14 protein-coding genes are annotated in these 13,548 nt (G+C 71.6%); 10 read left to right on the top strand and 4 right to left on the bottom strand.

The features are described from left to right. The first annotated feature begins 163 nt into the window (after nucleotides 1–163). Both HCK00_RS05245 and thpR read left to right on the top strand, forming a co-directional pair. Nucleotides 164–1,591, top strand: coding sequence for an MFS transporter (locus HCK00_RS05245; protein ID WP_311765173.1), 1,428 nt, complete (start codon nucleotides 164–166; stop codon nucleotides 1,589–1,591). A 187-nt stretch (nucleotides 1,592–1,778) separates the two neighbouring features. Next, nucleotides 1,779–2,471: an RNA 2',3'-cyclic phosphodiesterase gene (thpR, locus tag HCK00_RS05240; protein ID WP_168100557.1), complete on the top strand. Its 693-nt coding sequence runs from the start codon at nucleotides 1,779–1,781 to the stop codon at nucleotides 2,469–2,471. Between the two features lie 528 nt (nucleotides 2,472–2,999). On the opposite strand, the gene HCK00_RS05235 is transcribed toward thpR, so the two are convergent. Together HCK00_RS05235 and HCK00_RS05230 are read right to left on the bottom strand one after the other, a co-directional pair. After that, nucleotides 3,000–3,995 (bottom strand): aldo/keto reductase, encoded by a 996-nt coding sequence (locus tag HCK00_RS05235; RefSeq protein WP_168100556.1) that lies wholly within the window; start codon nucleotides 3,993–3,995, stop codon nucleotides 3,000–3,002. Between the two features lie 157 nt (nucleotides 3,996–4,152). Beyond that, nucleotides 4,153–5,049: a GDSL-type esterase/lipase family protein gene (locus HCK00_RS05230; RefSeq protein WP_168100555.1), complete on the bottom strand. Its 897-nt coding sequence runs from the start codon at nucleotides 5,047–5,049 to the stop codon at nucleotides 4,153–4,155. Between the two features lie 76 nt (nucleotides 5,050–5,125). On the opposite strand from HCK00_RS05230, the gene HCK00_RS05225 reads away from it, so the two are divergent. The 6 genes from HCK00_RS05225 to HCK00_RS05200 all read left to right on the top strand — a co-directional run bounded on the left by HCK00_RS05225 (nucleotide 5,126) and on the right by HCK00_RS05200 (nucleotide 9,977). Continuing rightward, nucleotides 5,126–6,265, top strand: a complete 1,140-nt coding sequence (locus HCK00_RS05225; protein ID WP_240965267.1) for a YjiK family protein — start codon at nucleotides 5,126–5,128, stop codon at nucleotides 6,263–6,265. Nucleotides 6,266–6,644: 379 nt separating this feature from the next. Further along, the gene (locus HCK00_RS05220; protein ID WP_168100554.1) at nucleotides 6,645–7,388 is read left to right on the top strand and encodes an ATP-binding cassette domain-containing protein; all 744 of its coding nucleotides are present in this window, start codon (nucleotides 6,645–6,647) and stop codon (nucleotides 7,386–7,388) included. Between the two features lie 2 nt (nucleotides 7,389–7,390). After that, nucleotides 7,391–8,608, top strand: coding sequence for a DUF7224 domain-containing protein (locus HCK00_RS05215; protein ID WP_168100553.1), 1,218 nt, complete (start codon nucleotides 7,391–7,393; stop codon nucleotides 8,606–8,608). 38 nt (nucleotides 8,609–8,646) lie between these two features. Then, nucleotides 8,647–9,249: a hypothetical protein gene (locus tag HCK00_RS05210; RefSeq protein ID WP_168100552.1), complete on the top strand. Its 603-nt coding sequence runs from the start codon at nucleotides 8,647–8,649 to the stop codon at nucleotides 9,247–9,249. A gap of 30 nt (nucleotides 9,250–9,279) precedes the next feature. Further along, nucleotides 9,280–9,507, top strand: a complete 228-nt coding sequence (locus tag HCK00_RS05205; protein ID WP_168100551.1) for a hypothetical protein — start codon at nucleotides 9,280–9,282, stop codon at nucleotides 9,505–9,507. Nucleotides 9,508–9,617: 110 nt separating this feature from the next. Beyond that, the gene (locus tag HCK00_RS05200; protein ID WP_206319953.1) at nucleotides 9,618–9,977 is read left to right on the top strand and encodes a hypothetical protein; all 360 of its coding nucleotides are present in this window, start codon (nucleotides 9,618–9,620) and stop codon (nucleotides 9,975–9,977) included. A gap of 26 nt (nucleotides 9,978–10,003) precedes the next feature. Here HCK00_RS05200 and HCK00_RS27340 read toward each other — a convergent pair whose 3' ends face one another. Beyond that, nucleotides 10,004–10,942 (bottom strand): DUF6461 domain-containing protein, encoded by a 939-nt coding sequence (locus tag HCK00_RS27340; protein WP_240965266.1) that lies wholly within the window; start codon nucleotides 10,940–10,942, stop codon nucleotides 10,004–10,006. 226 nt (nucleotides 10,943–11,168) lie between these two features. Here HCK00_RS27340 and HCK00_RS05190 point away from each other — a divergent pair, with 226 nt between their 5' ends. Next, nucleotides 11,169–12,059, top strand: coding sequence for a MerR family transcriptional regulator (locus tag HCK00_RS05190; protein ID WP_168100549.1), 891 nt, complete (start codon nucleotides 11,169–11,171; stop codon nucleotides 12,057–12,059). Nucleotides 12,060–12,558: 499 nt separating this feature from the next. Here the strand turns inward: HCK00_RS05190 and HCK00_RS05185 are convergent, their stop codons facing one another. Beyond that, entirely contained in the window at nucleotides 12,559–12,948 is a 390-nt protein-coding gene (locus HCK00_RS05185) for a winged helix-turn-helix transcriptional regulator (RefSeq protein WP_168100548.1), read from the bottom strand. A 79-nt stretch (nucleotides 12,949–13,027) separates the two neighbouring features. Here HCK00_RS05185 and HCK00_RS05180 point away from each other — a divergent pair, with 79 nt between their 5' ends. Beyond that, the gene (locus tag HCK00_RS05180; RefSeq protein WP_168100547.1) at nucleotides 13,028–13,438 is read left to right on the top strand and encodes a RidA family protein; all 411 of its coding nucleotides are present in this window, start codon (nucleotides 13,028–13,030) and stop codon (nucleotides 13,436–13,438) included. The last annotated feature ends 110 nt before the right edge of the window (nucleotides 13,439–13,548 follow it).

Genomic DNA, 13,548 nt, shown 5'->3' with positions numbered 1-13,548 from the left:
GCCCGCCGCCGCGGCGGCCGGCCCCGGGCCCACGCCCCCTGAACCCGCCGCCCCCGAGCCTCCGGCCCCCGAGCTCCCCGTCCCCGATCCCGCCGTCACGGCGACGGCCACCGCCGCCGAGGCAGCCGAGGCCGCCGCGACCGACGCGACGACCGGGGCCGGCATCGCCGCCACCACCCCCGCCCCCGGCGGTACGGCGGCCACCGGAGCCAGGGGCGGTGACACCGGGGGAAGTGACGCCAGGGGAGGTGACGCCGGGGAAAGTGGCACCGGGGAGGGAACGGGGCGCGGCGGCACCGGTCCCCGCAAGTCCATGTTCAGCTCGCTGCGCAACCGCAACTACCGGCTCTTCGCCTCCGGCCAGCTCGTGTCCAACACGGGTACCTGGATGCAGCGCATCGCCCAGGACTGGCTGGTCCTCAGCCTCACCGGGTCCTCCACGGCCGTGGGCATCACCACCGCGCTCCAGTTCCTCCCCATGCTGGTGCTCGGCCTCTACGGCGGCGTGATCGCCGACCGCTTCTCCCGGCGGCGGCTGCTGCTGGTGACCCAGTCGGCCATGGGCCTCACCGGCCTCGCCCTCGCCGTCCTCACCCTCAGCGGGCACGTCCAGGTCTGGCACGTCTACCTCATGGCGCTGCTGCTCGGCCTGGCGACCGTCGTCGACAACCCCGCCCGCCAGGCGTTCGCCGCCGAGATGGTGGGCCCGGAGGACCTGCGCAACGCCGTCAGCCTCAACTCGGCCAACTTCCAGTCCGCGCGGATCATCGGCCCCGCCGTCGCCGGTGTGACGATCAGCGCCGTGGGCAGCGGCTGGGCCTTCATGGCCAACGGCCTGTCCTTCCTCGCGCCGATCACCGCCCTGCTGCTGATGCGCCGCGAGGAACTCCAGGAGGTCACCCGCGCACCACGCGGCAAGGGGCAGCTCCGGGACGGGCTGCGCTACGTCGCGAGGCGGCCGGAGTTGCTGTGGCCGATCGTCCTCGTCGGCTTCATCGGCACCTTCGGCTTCAACTTCGCGATCTGGCTGACGGCCTTCGTGGACACCGTGTTCCACGGCGACGCGGGCACCTACGGCCTGCTCAACACCCTGATGGCGGTGGGGTCGCTGGCCGGTGCCCTGCTCGCCGCCCGGCGCGGCACCTCCCGGCTCCGGCTGCTGGTCGGCGCGGCGCTGCTCTTCGGCCTGCTGGAGATCACGGCGGCGGCGGCCCCGGGCTTCTGGATCTTCGCGGTACTGCTGGTGGCCATCGGCATGCTCGGCATGACGATCAACGTCACCGCCAACTCCAGCGTGCAGCTCGCCACCGACCCGGCCATGCGGGGCCGGGTGATGGCCCTCTACATGATGGTCTTCATGGGTGGCACCCCGCTGGGCGCCCCGCTCCTCGGCTGGGTCACCGACACCTACGGCGCCCGGATCGGCTTCCTCGCCGGTGGCCTGATCTCGGCCGGTGCCGCGCTCGGCGTCGGCCTGATCCTGGCCCGCATCGGCGGCCTCCGCCTGAAGGTGGTGCTGCGCCGGGGACGGCCTCGGGTGGCCTTCGTCGAGCGCCCGCCGCGGAAGAAGGAACTGGCGGCGACGGGGTGAGAACCGCGTGGGCGGCCGGACGGCCACCGGGCGGCGAGGGGGCGCCGGCCGGGGCCGGGGGCGTACGGGCCTGCCGGGCGGGGCGAGGGCGTACGGGTACGCCGGGCGCCGCCGGGGAGACGCCGGTGCGTCCGCCGGGGGACGGCCCCTCCGGGGACTCCGGAGGGCTCCGGGGGACACTGCCCGTATGAGACTCTTCGCCGCCGTGGTGCCCCCGGACCCGGTGGCCGGGGAACTCGCCGCCGCCGTCGCCGCGCTGCGGGAGATCCCGGGCGCCGACCGGCTGCGCTGGACCCACCGCCACGGCTGGCACCTCACCCTCGCCTTCTTCGGCGAGGTGGCCGCGGAACCGCTGCCCGGCCTGCACCGGCGGCTCGCGCGCGCCGCACACCGGCACCCCCCGTTCGAGCTGGGCCTGTCCGGCGCGGGCCGCTTCGGGCAGCGGGCGCTGTGGGCCGGGGTCCGCGGGGACACCGCCGGGATCTCCCGGCTCGCGGCCACGGCCGTCGCCGCCGGCCGGCGTGCGGGCCTCGTCCTGCCGGACGAGCCGCCCCGCTTCACCCCTCACCTGACCCTGGCCCGCACCCGGAACAGCGCACCCGTGGACCTCCGCCCCTTCGCCGGGGCACTGGCCGGCTTCACGGGGAGCGCCTGGACCGTCCCCGCACTGGAGCTGATCCGCAGCCATCCGCCCGCCCCCGGGGTGCCCGGCGCCCAGCCGCACTACGAGACGGTCGCCCTCTGGCCGCTCGGCGGGCCGGCCCCTCCGGCGGAGGGGTCTCAGACACCGGGACCCCCTGCGCCGGGATCACCGTCCCCGGGGCCCCCTGCGCCGGGAACACCTTCTCCGGCACCCTCTTCTCCGGTGTCCCCGCCCTGATCACGGTCCCCGCCCGCTTCTCGGCCGGCGCCCCCGCCGTCCCGCGCGACTCACCGGCCGCTGTGGGAAGGGCCGCTGCGGGAAGCCGGGTACCGCTCCCGCCCCCGCCCCGCCCGTGCCCCGCTCCGAGCCCGGGACGGCGCCGGGGCTAACCTTCAGGGCGTGGATCCCAAGACCAGAACGCTGATCGTCAGCGGCGCGCTCCTCCTGATGCTGGCCGTCGTCGTGGTGGCGTCCGTGCTGCGCTGACGGCGCCCCGGGGACCGGCCCCAGGGCCGGTCCCCGGGGCGCGAGGCCAGGGCCCTGCGCCCGGCCGGGACGCCGAGGGCCCGGGCGCCGGGGCCGGAGCACCGGCCGAGCACGAGGGCGGGAGCACCAGGCCGAGGACCAGGGCGGGAGAACCGGCCCCAGGGGCCAAGGCCGGAGAACCGGCCCCAGGGCCAAAGCCGGAGAACCGGGGCCGGGATCAGCCCCGGCCCCGGCTCCCCGGCCCCAGTTCGGGGGCGGCCCCGGCCCCCGATCCGCCTCCTACCAGGCGAACGCCTCCGGTGACGGGCCCGGCCCGGGGAAGATCTCGTCCAGGGAGGCCAGCACCTCCTCGGAAAGGTCCAGCTCCACCGCGCGCACCGCCGAGGCCAGCTGCTCCGTCGTGCGCGGTCCGACGATCGGTCCCGTCACGCCGGGGCGGGTCAGCAGCCAGGCCAGTGCCACCTCGCCCGGCTCCAGGCCGTGCTGGTCGAGCAGGTCCTCGTAAGCCTGGATCTGCTCACGCTGCGCGGTGTTCTTGAGCGCGTCGGCCGCCCGGCCGGAGGCGGTCCGGCCCGCGCCGCCCTCCCGCTCCTTGCGGATGGCGCCGCCGAGCAGTCCGCCGTGGAGCGGCGACCAGGGGATGACCCCCAGCCCGTAGTTCTCCGCGGCCGGCACCACCTCCATCTCGGCGCGGCGCTCGCAGAGGTTGTAGAGGCACTGCTCACTGACCAGCCCGAGCCGGCCGCGCCGCCGCGCGGCCTCGTTGGCCTGCGCGATGTTCCAGCCGGCGAAGTTGGACGACCCGACGTAGAGGACCTTGCCCTGCTGCACGAGGACGTCCATCGCCTGCCAGATCTCGTCCCACGGGGCGGACCGGTCGACGTGGTGGAACTGGTAGAGGTCGATGTGGTCCGTGCCGAGGCGCCGGAGGCTTCCCTCCACGGCACGGCGGATGTTGAGGGCGGAGAGCTTGTCGTGGTTGGGCCAGACCGGGCCGTCGGGGCCCATGTGCCCGTAGACCTTGGTGGCGAGGACGACCTTGTCCCGGCGGTCGCCGCCCTTGGCGAGCCAGCTGCCGACGATCTCCTCGGTGCGGCCCTTGTTCTCGGCCCAGCCGTAGACATTGGCGGTGTCGAAGAAGTTGACGCCCGCGTCGAGCGCGGCATCCATGATCGAGTGACTTCCGGCCTCGTCGGTGACCGGCCCGAAGTTCATCGTGCCGAGCACGAGTCGGCTGACCTTGAGCCCGGTGCGTCCCAGGTGCGTGTACTCCATGGCCACAGCCAACGCCCTGGAGCGCACTCGAAGCAAGGGCCACCCGCCGGAGCCGTCGGCCACGGCGCCGCCGCGGACCGCACCCGGGGCCACACGGGGCCCACCGGACGACGGCGCTCGCCGGATTCCGCCCCGGGACCGCCGCCACCCGCCGTTCTCACCCGGCCGTGGGCAGCGCCGCCTCCCGCCGGACCGGCCGCTCTCCCGGATCCGACGGCTCCCGTGGGGCCGGAAGCGCCGGCGCGGTTCCGTCCGGCGGTTCCGTGCCACGGGATTCCTCCGGGCGCTCCCACCGGTCCGCCCCGTACGGCCCGCCGATCCCCCAGGTCCGGTGGAGTGCGTCGGCGAAGGCCGCCGCCAGGCGGTGCTCACCGCGGACGCCGGGGTGTGTCCCGTCGTAGGTGTCCCGGAGCAGATCCCATCCGGGGGGCGGCGCGGCCAGTACGAGGCGCGGCCCCTCCAGGCCCGCCCGGACCGCGCTTCCGCCGGCGTCCCCGCCCCCGCTGCCGTCCCCGTCCCCGTCCCCGTCCCCGTCCCCGTCCCCGTCCCCGCTCACCATCTCCTCCAGCAGCCGGTTGAACCTCCCGACCTGTGCGGCGAAGGCCGGGTCGTCCACGGCCCGGGAGTTGGGGAGCACGGGCAGCAGCACCATCCGCACGCCCGGGTCCGCGGCCCGTGCCTCCGTCAGGAACCGGCGGACGTTCACCGCCGTCTGGCCGGCGTCCGTGTAGAAGCCGAGGTCGATCAGGCCCAGGGAGACCAGCAGCAGGTCGGGACGGTGCGCGGTCACCGTCTCGCGGATCAGCGGCGCCATGTGCAGCCAGCCCTCGCCCCAGCCGGCGAGGTGGTGGCGGTCGGGCGCCGGGAAGGACGGGTCGGCGTACCCGTGGGAGACGGCCGCGCCGGCCCGCGGGTCCCACAGCGCGCTGCGGGGGCCGACGAACCGGAACGGGCCCCCGGGCCGCCCCCGCAGGTGCCGCCACAGGCGGTGGCGCCAGGTGTGCTCCCCGGCGCTTCCGATGGTCATGGAGTCGCCCACGGGAAGGATGCGCATCCGGACATCGTCCAGGAACCGGCCAACAGCCCGCGACCGGGCGCTGCCCGCCTGCCGGGGGTGGCAGGCTTGTCCCATGCCTCGTCTGTCCCCGTCGTCCGGGCGGGCCGTCCGCCGGTACCCGCCGAGCCTGTTCGCGGGCGCTCTCGCCGCGCTGCTCCTGATCGCGGGCCCGTCCGCGGGCGTCTCCGCCGCGGCCCCCGGGGCGGACCCGGGCGAGCCCGGGACGTTCCGGATCGAGGACGAGCGCATCACGGAGTCCAGCGGTCTCGCGGCCAGCCGCATCCACCCGGGGGTGTTCTGGACGCACAACGACAGCGAGGACGGCCCGTACGTCTACGCCGTCGACAGCTCCACGGGCCGTACGGTCGCCACCGTCACCCTCGCCGGGGTCGACCCCCGTGACGTGGAGGCCATCTCCACCGGCCCGGACGGCACCCTGTACCTCGGCGACATCGGGGACAACTTCGGCGGCAGGTGGCCCGAGGTGTGGGTGTACCGCTTCAAGGAGCCGGAGAAGCTGCGGGACACCACGGTCACCCCCACCCGCTACACCGTCCGCTACGAGGACGGCCCGCGGGACGCCGAGTCGCTGATGGTGCATCCGGAGACCGGCCGCATGTACATCGTCAGCAAGAAGCAGGAGGGCGGCGCGCTCTACGAGGGCCCGGCCGAGCCCTCCACCTCCGGGATCAACACCTTCCGGCGGATCGCGGACCTCTCCGACTGGGCCACCGACGCCGCCTTCTCCCCGGACGGCAGCCGGCTGGTGGTGCGCGGCTACTTCGGCGGCAGCGCCTACCGCTGGCGGGACGGCAGGCCCGAGAAGCTCGGCACCCGCCCCGGTGTGCCCGTGCAACGGCAGGGCGAGTCCGTGACGTTCACGGCCGACGGCCGCGCGCTGATGTTCGGCTCGGAGGGGCTGCGCTCGACGGTGACGCGGGTCGAACTGCGGGGCGAGCTCCTCCCGGACTCGGTGGCGGACGAGGAGAAGTCCGGGAACGGTGACGGTGACGGCGGTGGCGGCGGCGGGCCGTCGAGCGGGGCGGACGGACGGAACGGCGCCGGCGGCTCCGGTGACGCCGGTGGTGCGTCGGACATGGTGCGGGACGGCGGCCTGCTCCTCGGCGGCTTCGCGGTGGCCGCTCTCGCCGCGGTGTGGCTGGGCGCGCGCCGGGCGTTCCGGCGCGACCGGGGCGGCGCCCAGGGCGGGTAGTGCCGCTCCAGCCGGCCGGGCCCCGGCGCGCCCCGCCTGACCGGGCCGCCCACGAGCCGGCCCGGGGTGTGCCGCGTCGGGACAGCCCCGCGCCCCGACGCGCCTTCCACCGCCCCCCGCCCGACAGGTCCGCATCGTGGCCACGGCCCCCGGCCGGCGGCACGGCGTGCTCCTCACCAACCCCGGCGGCCCCGGCGAGTCGGGCCTGCATGGGCCGGAGATGACGTAGCTACTCGTCAATAAGGCCCGGTGGCAACCCTGCAAGCTCGACAATGAGTAAGGCGCCAGGCAGAAGGATCGACCGCCCGATCAGACCGACCGCAGTGGCCCCTCGGTTCTTCTGAGGGGCCACTCTCACGGAAGTCGATAGAAGGACTGAATGCCCATCCACGTCTCGCACTGTTGCTTCGGCTACCGACGCCGAGCTCTTGTTCTGGCTGATCTGACACTTGCCTTGCCGTCAGGGTGTGTGGTGCTCCTCGGCCCGAACGGCGCCGGAAAGTCGACGTTGCTGGGTCTCCTTGCCTCCGCCCTGAAACCCAGCGCGGGCCGTGTGACGCTTGGTGGCCTTGACACGAGCAAACGGCGGGACCTGAAGCGGTACCGGCAGCAGGTTGGCTGGCTGCCGCAGCAGGTGACTCCGGTTCCGGGGCTGAGGGTCAGGGAGCAGGCGGCGTACGCCGGATGGCTGAAGGGCTTGTCCAGACGGGAGGCGTGGGACAGGTCGCTGGGGGCGATCAAGCAGGTAGGGCTGGACGAGCTGGCCGAACGCTCCGCTGAGCAGTTGTCGGGGGGCCAGTTACGTCGCCTCGGCATCGCCCAGACACTGGTGCACTCGGCACGAGTGGTACTGATGGATGAACCGACCGCCGGCCTTGATCCGACACAGCGCAAGGTATTTCGCGGCCTTCTGGAGGACCTCAAGGACCAGGCGAGTTTTGTGGTCTCCACCCACCAGACGGAAGATCTGGAGGACAGCTACGACTCGGTCGTGCTCCTCGATCGCGGGGAAATCCTCTTTGAGGGGTCGACCATCTCCTTCCTCGGCCTCGCTCCCCAGCAGGTGGCGTCGGGACGCCGTGCCGAGGCCGCTTATACCGGTCTGGTCAAGGGGGAGGCGTAACCATGCCATGGAGTACCGTCCTGCGGGTATCGATCGCCCCTCGTATCGGGCTCTTGCTGGTCCTCTGGCTGTTTGCCTATCGCGACAGTGTCACCGAGCTGGTGACCCGTGGGTACTGGGATTCGGTCGCTGGGCAGAGCTCGACCCTCCTGGTGTGGACCGCACCGGCCGTGGCTGCCTGCGCTGCCTGGGAAGGAGTGCGGATCCGGCAGTCACGGGCTCTGCAAGGGGCACCCGCACGGACCTTCACCAGCGTCTCCCTCGTCACGCTGGCCCCCACTCTTGCCCTGGGAGTCCTTGCGGTCGTGCTCTCCCTCGGACTTCTCCTGCCGCAGGCCGCAGGCAGCCCCGATGGGACCACAGCGGCGATCGTCGCCCTCCAACTGGCGGTCGTGACCGCGCACACCGCCGTCGGATACGTCCTCGGTCTCCATCTTCCCCGGCTGCCGGCCGTGCCTGTGGCCCTGGTGGGGAGCTTCGTGTGGATGGCGTATCCAGCGGCGATGAACGTTTTCTGGGTCCGGCAACTGAACGGTACAAACCTGGCCGAGTGCTGCGAGCTGGATCAAGTGGCTGCACCACGCAGCATCATCGCCCCGGCACTGGTCGCCGTCGGACTGCTCGTGGCTGCCTGGCTGGTGACGGCGCGAGGACGGGGACCGCGACTCCTCGCTCCCGTGCTCTTGGCCATCACCGTGGCCGGCTCGGCATGGATCGTCAATCCCCTCGGCTACAGCGCGGCTGAACCCCGCTCTACCACCGCCCGCACCTGTTCCGGCGCCCACCCACAGATCTGCCTCTGGCCCGAACAGCGCGCCGCCGCCAAGGACGTCGCCACATGGGCGACGGACGCCCACAACCGTCTGACCGCCGTCGGCGTCACCACCGCAGCACAACTGTCGCCCCGCGCCTCGACACCAACCTCGGACGACATCCGCGCCCAGGTCGCGCTGAGCGCACTGCCGGGGGAGATCCCGGCCTGCGCCCGAACCGGCGAGTGGCCGGGAAACCAAGCCCACGGACCCCTCAGTGCCTGGCTCACCATCACCGCAGGCGCGGACCCCGAGGTCGTCGCCACCCGTTACGCCCCTGCCGAAGTCCAAGCTGCCGAACGCGCCCTCGAAAGGCCCCCGCAGGAGCAACGGCTCTGGTTCCGGCAGAACGCCAAGACGCTCACCCGGTGTGACCTACAGCCAGTTCTTGACGCAGAGCGCCCCTGATCTCGCCACGACGAGCCAACCGACAGAAAGAAACAACCATGGACTGGTGGCTTCGCGTCCGGCGCGTGCCCGCGATCTGCGCCGGCCTCGTGATCTGCCTGGTACTCGGCGCCACAGCTGACTCCGTCCAGGTACCGGTACCGGTCTTCGTAGGCGGAATGTCCTTCTCGCTTCCCCTGCCGTTCCTGCTGCCCCTGGCACCGGTGTTCCTCATCCTGCACGGCCAGTCCCGCGCAGACAACGCCATCGAGACGACGGCCGTGCGCCCCGTAGCACTGAGCGACGCCGCACTCATGACCGCGTGCACACTCGTGATGTTCGCCGGAGGCTGGCTCATCTCCACCATGACCGGGCACATCCTGGCCACGGGCATGGCCCGGAACTTTCTGGGCTACCTCGGACTCGCCCTGTTGCTGCGCCTCCTGACCAGCCCTCCCGTCGCGGCCACGATCACTGCGGTAGTCCCCATCGCGTGCGCGGCGTTCGGCGTACACGGCGGGATCCCCGCACGGTGGGCATGGCCGTTGCACGAGCCCGCCCACCCACCTGCGTTCATCGCGGCAGTCGCTCTGGGAACTGCCGGGCTGGCCGCAGCTGTCCTCCCGCTCACCGCGGATCGTCCGGCCCGGAGGTTGCAGTAGGGGACTCTCCGGACGGCCGAGGGACCGCTGGTGGACGCGGAGACGTCCGGGAACGGCGACGGCGACGGCGGCGGGCCGTCGAGCGGGGCGGACGGGCGGAACGGTGACGGCGGCTCCGGTGACGCCGGTGGCGCGTCGGACATGGCGCGGGACGGCGGCCTGCTCCTCGGCGGCTTCGCGGTGGCCGCTCTCGCCGCGGTGTGGCTGGGCGCGCGCCGGGCGTTCCGGCGCGACCGGGGCGGCGGCCAGGGCGGGTAGTGCCGCTCGGGCCGGCCGGCCGGGCCCCGGCGCGCCTGGCACGAGCGCGCCGCCCACGAGCCGGCCCCGGGCGTGAACCCCTGCACCGTCTGCAGAAAAGATCAGAGCAAGTGAACAACCGGAACGCGATCTGCGGAACCAACAAGTTCACCGAAGACCCGAACGTGCAAGAGGACACTTGTGACGAGTTCCCCTTCGCCGCCACCTACGAAAGCGCAGCCCTCAACGGGGTCAGCCACGGCAAAGACTGCGCCCAGGTGACCGCCGTGCGTGCCGGTACCACTGGTGATCTGCCCAGGGACTGGCCCACCGTGACGCCCATCGGAACAATCACCGGTACCGAGAAGTGCGTGAGAGGTCACATTCCCAGCAAACTCAACACCGACCTGGGAGGGCAGGCCTACAGTACATTCATCAAAAGTCAGCTACTCGCAGACGGTGACGGCTTCTGGTTGAGCATCGAGCCCTGATCTGGTGTGACAACTACCTCCGGCGGTCATCCCTGAAGGTGCTGAAGGCTGACCGCCGGAAGGGCCCCCTTGGCCACTTGAGGGGAAAGTTCCAGGCCGAACTCGCGTTCCAGTACCACCAGCGCAGCTGCCGAATCGGTCCAGTCGTCCGGGTAGTCCTCGTCATCCTCGGGGAAGAATCCGGCGTCGGCCAGCGCACGGTTGAGACGGGAAACATCTTGGCCGTCTGTCAAATGGACGGCCCAGGTATCGAAGCTGGCCATGAGTGCCCCGTCGCATGCATGCGCGATCCGGGTCGAACCGGTCAGCGGATGCCACACCGATACCGCCTCGGTGCCCAACGACAGCCGGGTGAGTACTGAGGGTTGCAGCAATCTGCCGTGTGCACAGACGTCCAGAAGGAAGGTCCATTCACCGCCGTAACACACCCGGGCCGCGGGTATTCCCTTGTCCCACTCGAAGCGTTGCAACGCCTCATCAGGCGTACAGAGCGGGTAGGGCGCCTGATCAGTGACCCCCAGTCGGGAAAGCACCTCGCCGGGGGAGAGTCTCCGCACGCAAGTGATGCCGAAGTGATCCTCGGTTACACAGTCGGACAGTGTGGATCTCTGCACTACTTCCAGTCCTCCGGGGATGGGAGCCAGGATCGTATTCGGCCCAAGGCAGCGGCAAAGCTCAGCGGGACCCCACGGGTCTTCGCTGAGAGCGGCACTAACTCTACTGTCGGCGGTGTGCCCCGGGCGACGCTGCCCGCACCAGAGGGAAGCGGCTGACGATAGCGCCGGACGAAATCGGCGGACATCGATGGCGGCCGGACCTTTGGAGAGAATGGCTGCCCACAAGCGCAGATACTGACTGATCTCCGGCTTGCGCCATAGGCTGTTGACGCCTGTCCAACCCAGGCCCGAGGCCACGCCGGGCGCCCGCTCGCAGTGCGGTTCCCACTTCCTGGCCTTCACCGGCATCGCCCGCATCCTCATCTGCTACCGCAGACTCACCACAGAGAGGCGGATACGGCCGGGAGTGATCTGGCCGCCGGTGGTCACTCTGCGTCCCGGATGGTTCGTCGTTCTTGATCGGTCCCGGCGGCAGCCAGGGCCTGGCTCCGGTGGCACCTGGATGGGTTTGTTGCACATGCCGTAGCGGCATGTGGTGGGGTCGGGGCATCACACACGAAAGGCCCTGTCTGCGATGTACCCGTTCCTCACGCCTCCCCGGCAGGTCAAGATCGGTGATGCCGCCGCGTTCGCCGGGATCACGCCACGCGCCATCCGTCACTACCACGAGATCGGTCTGCTGCCGGAACCCGAGCGCGGTGGGGACGGCCGTCGCCGCTACGGCTATGACGACATGACCCGCCTGCTGTGGATCCGCAAGATGGCTGATGCCGGTATCAGCCTGGACGACATGCGGGCCGCCTTCGGCGAAGCCCGGGGCGAAGCGGGAGACGAGGCCCTGGACCACACCCCGGATATCGAGTCGGTACTGAGCAGGCTGGAGGAAACCTTGGCGGCGCAGGAGGCCGCCATCAAACGTCGGCGCGCGGCTGTTCAACGCCTGCGGGCGGTGGGCAGCCCGCTGGGGCTGCTCTCCGAACTGGTCACGGACCGGCTCAGCCACCTGCCCCCGGGAGCGTTGCGCCCCTCCGATCTGGACGCCCTGCTGGTCACGGAACGGATCTTCGGGCCGCTGGGCGCCGCCATCCAGGCCGGCGCGTTCATCGTGCTGGCCACCCACCCCGACCTGCGGGCCGAGGATGACCGTCTTGAGGCGGCCGAGGCCGCTCTCGACGACGGCGTCGAACCCGACGACCCGCGCATCGAAGAGCTCGCCGCACAGCGATGCGCTCACCAAATGGCCCTGAATCGGGCCATCGAGGCAGCTGGTCCCGACGCGGCAGAGGAGAGGATCTTCGAGATCTACGACGCCGGCCTGGAAGGGGAGGAGCGCACAGAGATGAGTGCCGCCGCAGCGATTGCCAAGATGCCCTACGACTTCTCTCCTGCCCGGATGCGCTGCGTGGAACTCGCCGGACGACTCTTCGGCGAGGCCCTTGCCGACGCTCACTCCGCGGACAGTTGATCGCCTGTGCCTGGCACTGGCGTGGCCCGATAACCGGTCACGTCCATCCGCAGGTGACCGGTCGGGTCAGACGTCGAGCCCGGGGACGTAACCAAGAGTGACACAACTGGCTGTACGTGGGGATTCCGGGCCGGCCGCTGACACCGGTCTGCGGCTGCAAAGCCGGCACCTCCCCATCGCCATGTCGACGCCGACCACTGCCCTGTGGTCGCGAACGCACCTCGGGCACCACCCGCTGGAACGGTTCCCCCAACACATCCGGCACCAGCCGCACCACGATCGCCACCACGACCGGCAGATCGGCGATCCCATGGACATGACGTCTGAAGAGACGCCGGTGTAGTCCGCCGATCAGTACGGCGGACGGCGGCCACGGCCCCCGTAGGGCGGTTCGCCGGAGCAGCCCGGGCGCGCTCGCCGATCCGGCTTCCTTGCCCGTGACGAACCACCGGCCTTCCTGGGCGACGATCCCGTAGGCGTGCAGCGTGCGTGCGCGCTCTCACGCGCCGTCGTCGTCGCCGTCGTCGTCGAAGGCTCTGCGGGCGCGTTCCACCTCGGGCATGTGGGCCGCGACCCACTCCAGGAGCACCTCGACCGGCGGCCGCATGGTCTTGCCCAGGGGAGTGATCCGGTACTCCACGGCCACGGGGCGGGAGCTGAGGAGCGACCGTTCCACGATGCCGTTGCGTTCGAGCCGGCGCAGCGTCGCGGTGAGCGACTTCTGGGTCACCTCGGGGATCGCGCGGCGGAGGTCGTTGAAGCGGCAGGGGCGTTCGCAGAGTTCGTTGAGGACGCTCAGCGACCACTTGTCCAGCACCTGGTCGAGGAGTTCCCGGTGGGGGTGCTCGATCCTGAATTCGCCCTCGTGGCTGTCCGTGGTTTCCGGCACGATACCTGGTCTCCTTGAAGTGTCCTTCGTCTACCAGGTAGCAAAGGTATACCGATTCTTTCGATCTCAGGAGACCTCCATGTCCGTTCGCCGTTTCACCCCTGAAGGCATGCTGCGGCCCACCCCGTACGAGCACGTCGCCGTGGGCACCGGCACGCGTCACGTGCATGTCAGCGGCCAGATCGCCCGGACGCCGGAGGGGACTCCCGTCGCCCCGGGGGACCTCGCGGGGCAGGTCGCCCACGCGCTGCGGAACACCGCACGGGGCCTCGCGGGAGCGGGTGCGTCGTTCGGCGACGTCCTGCGGCTGACCTTCTACGTCACGGACTGGGCCCCCGAGAAGATCGAGGCCTTCATGGCGGGCGTCGGTCAGGTGGCGGAGGAGATCGGGCTGCCGACGCCCCTTCCGCCCTCCTCGCTGATCGGGGTCGATCACCTCTTCGAGCCCGATGTCCTGGTGGAGGTGGAGGCGACCGCGATCCTCGACTGAGTCCGGCAGCACGGGACGGGAGGGCACGGGACGGGAGGGCGCGGGACGGACGGCCCGCGCCGGCCCGGACGGCCGGCGTCCACGGCGGCACCCCGCTGACGGGTCATCGG

The organism is Streptomyces zingiberis, assembly GCF_012034935.1.
GTDB classification, from domain to species: Bacteria; Actinomycetota; Actinomycetes; order Streptomycetales; family Streptomycetaceae; genus Streptomyces; species Streptomyces zingiberis.
The sequence above is the reverse complement of the archived record's forward strand: the minus strand, read 5'-3'. Positions and strand labels throughout refer to the sequence as shown.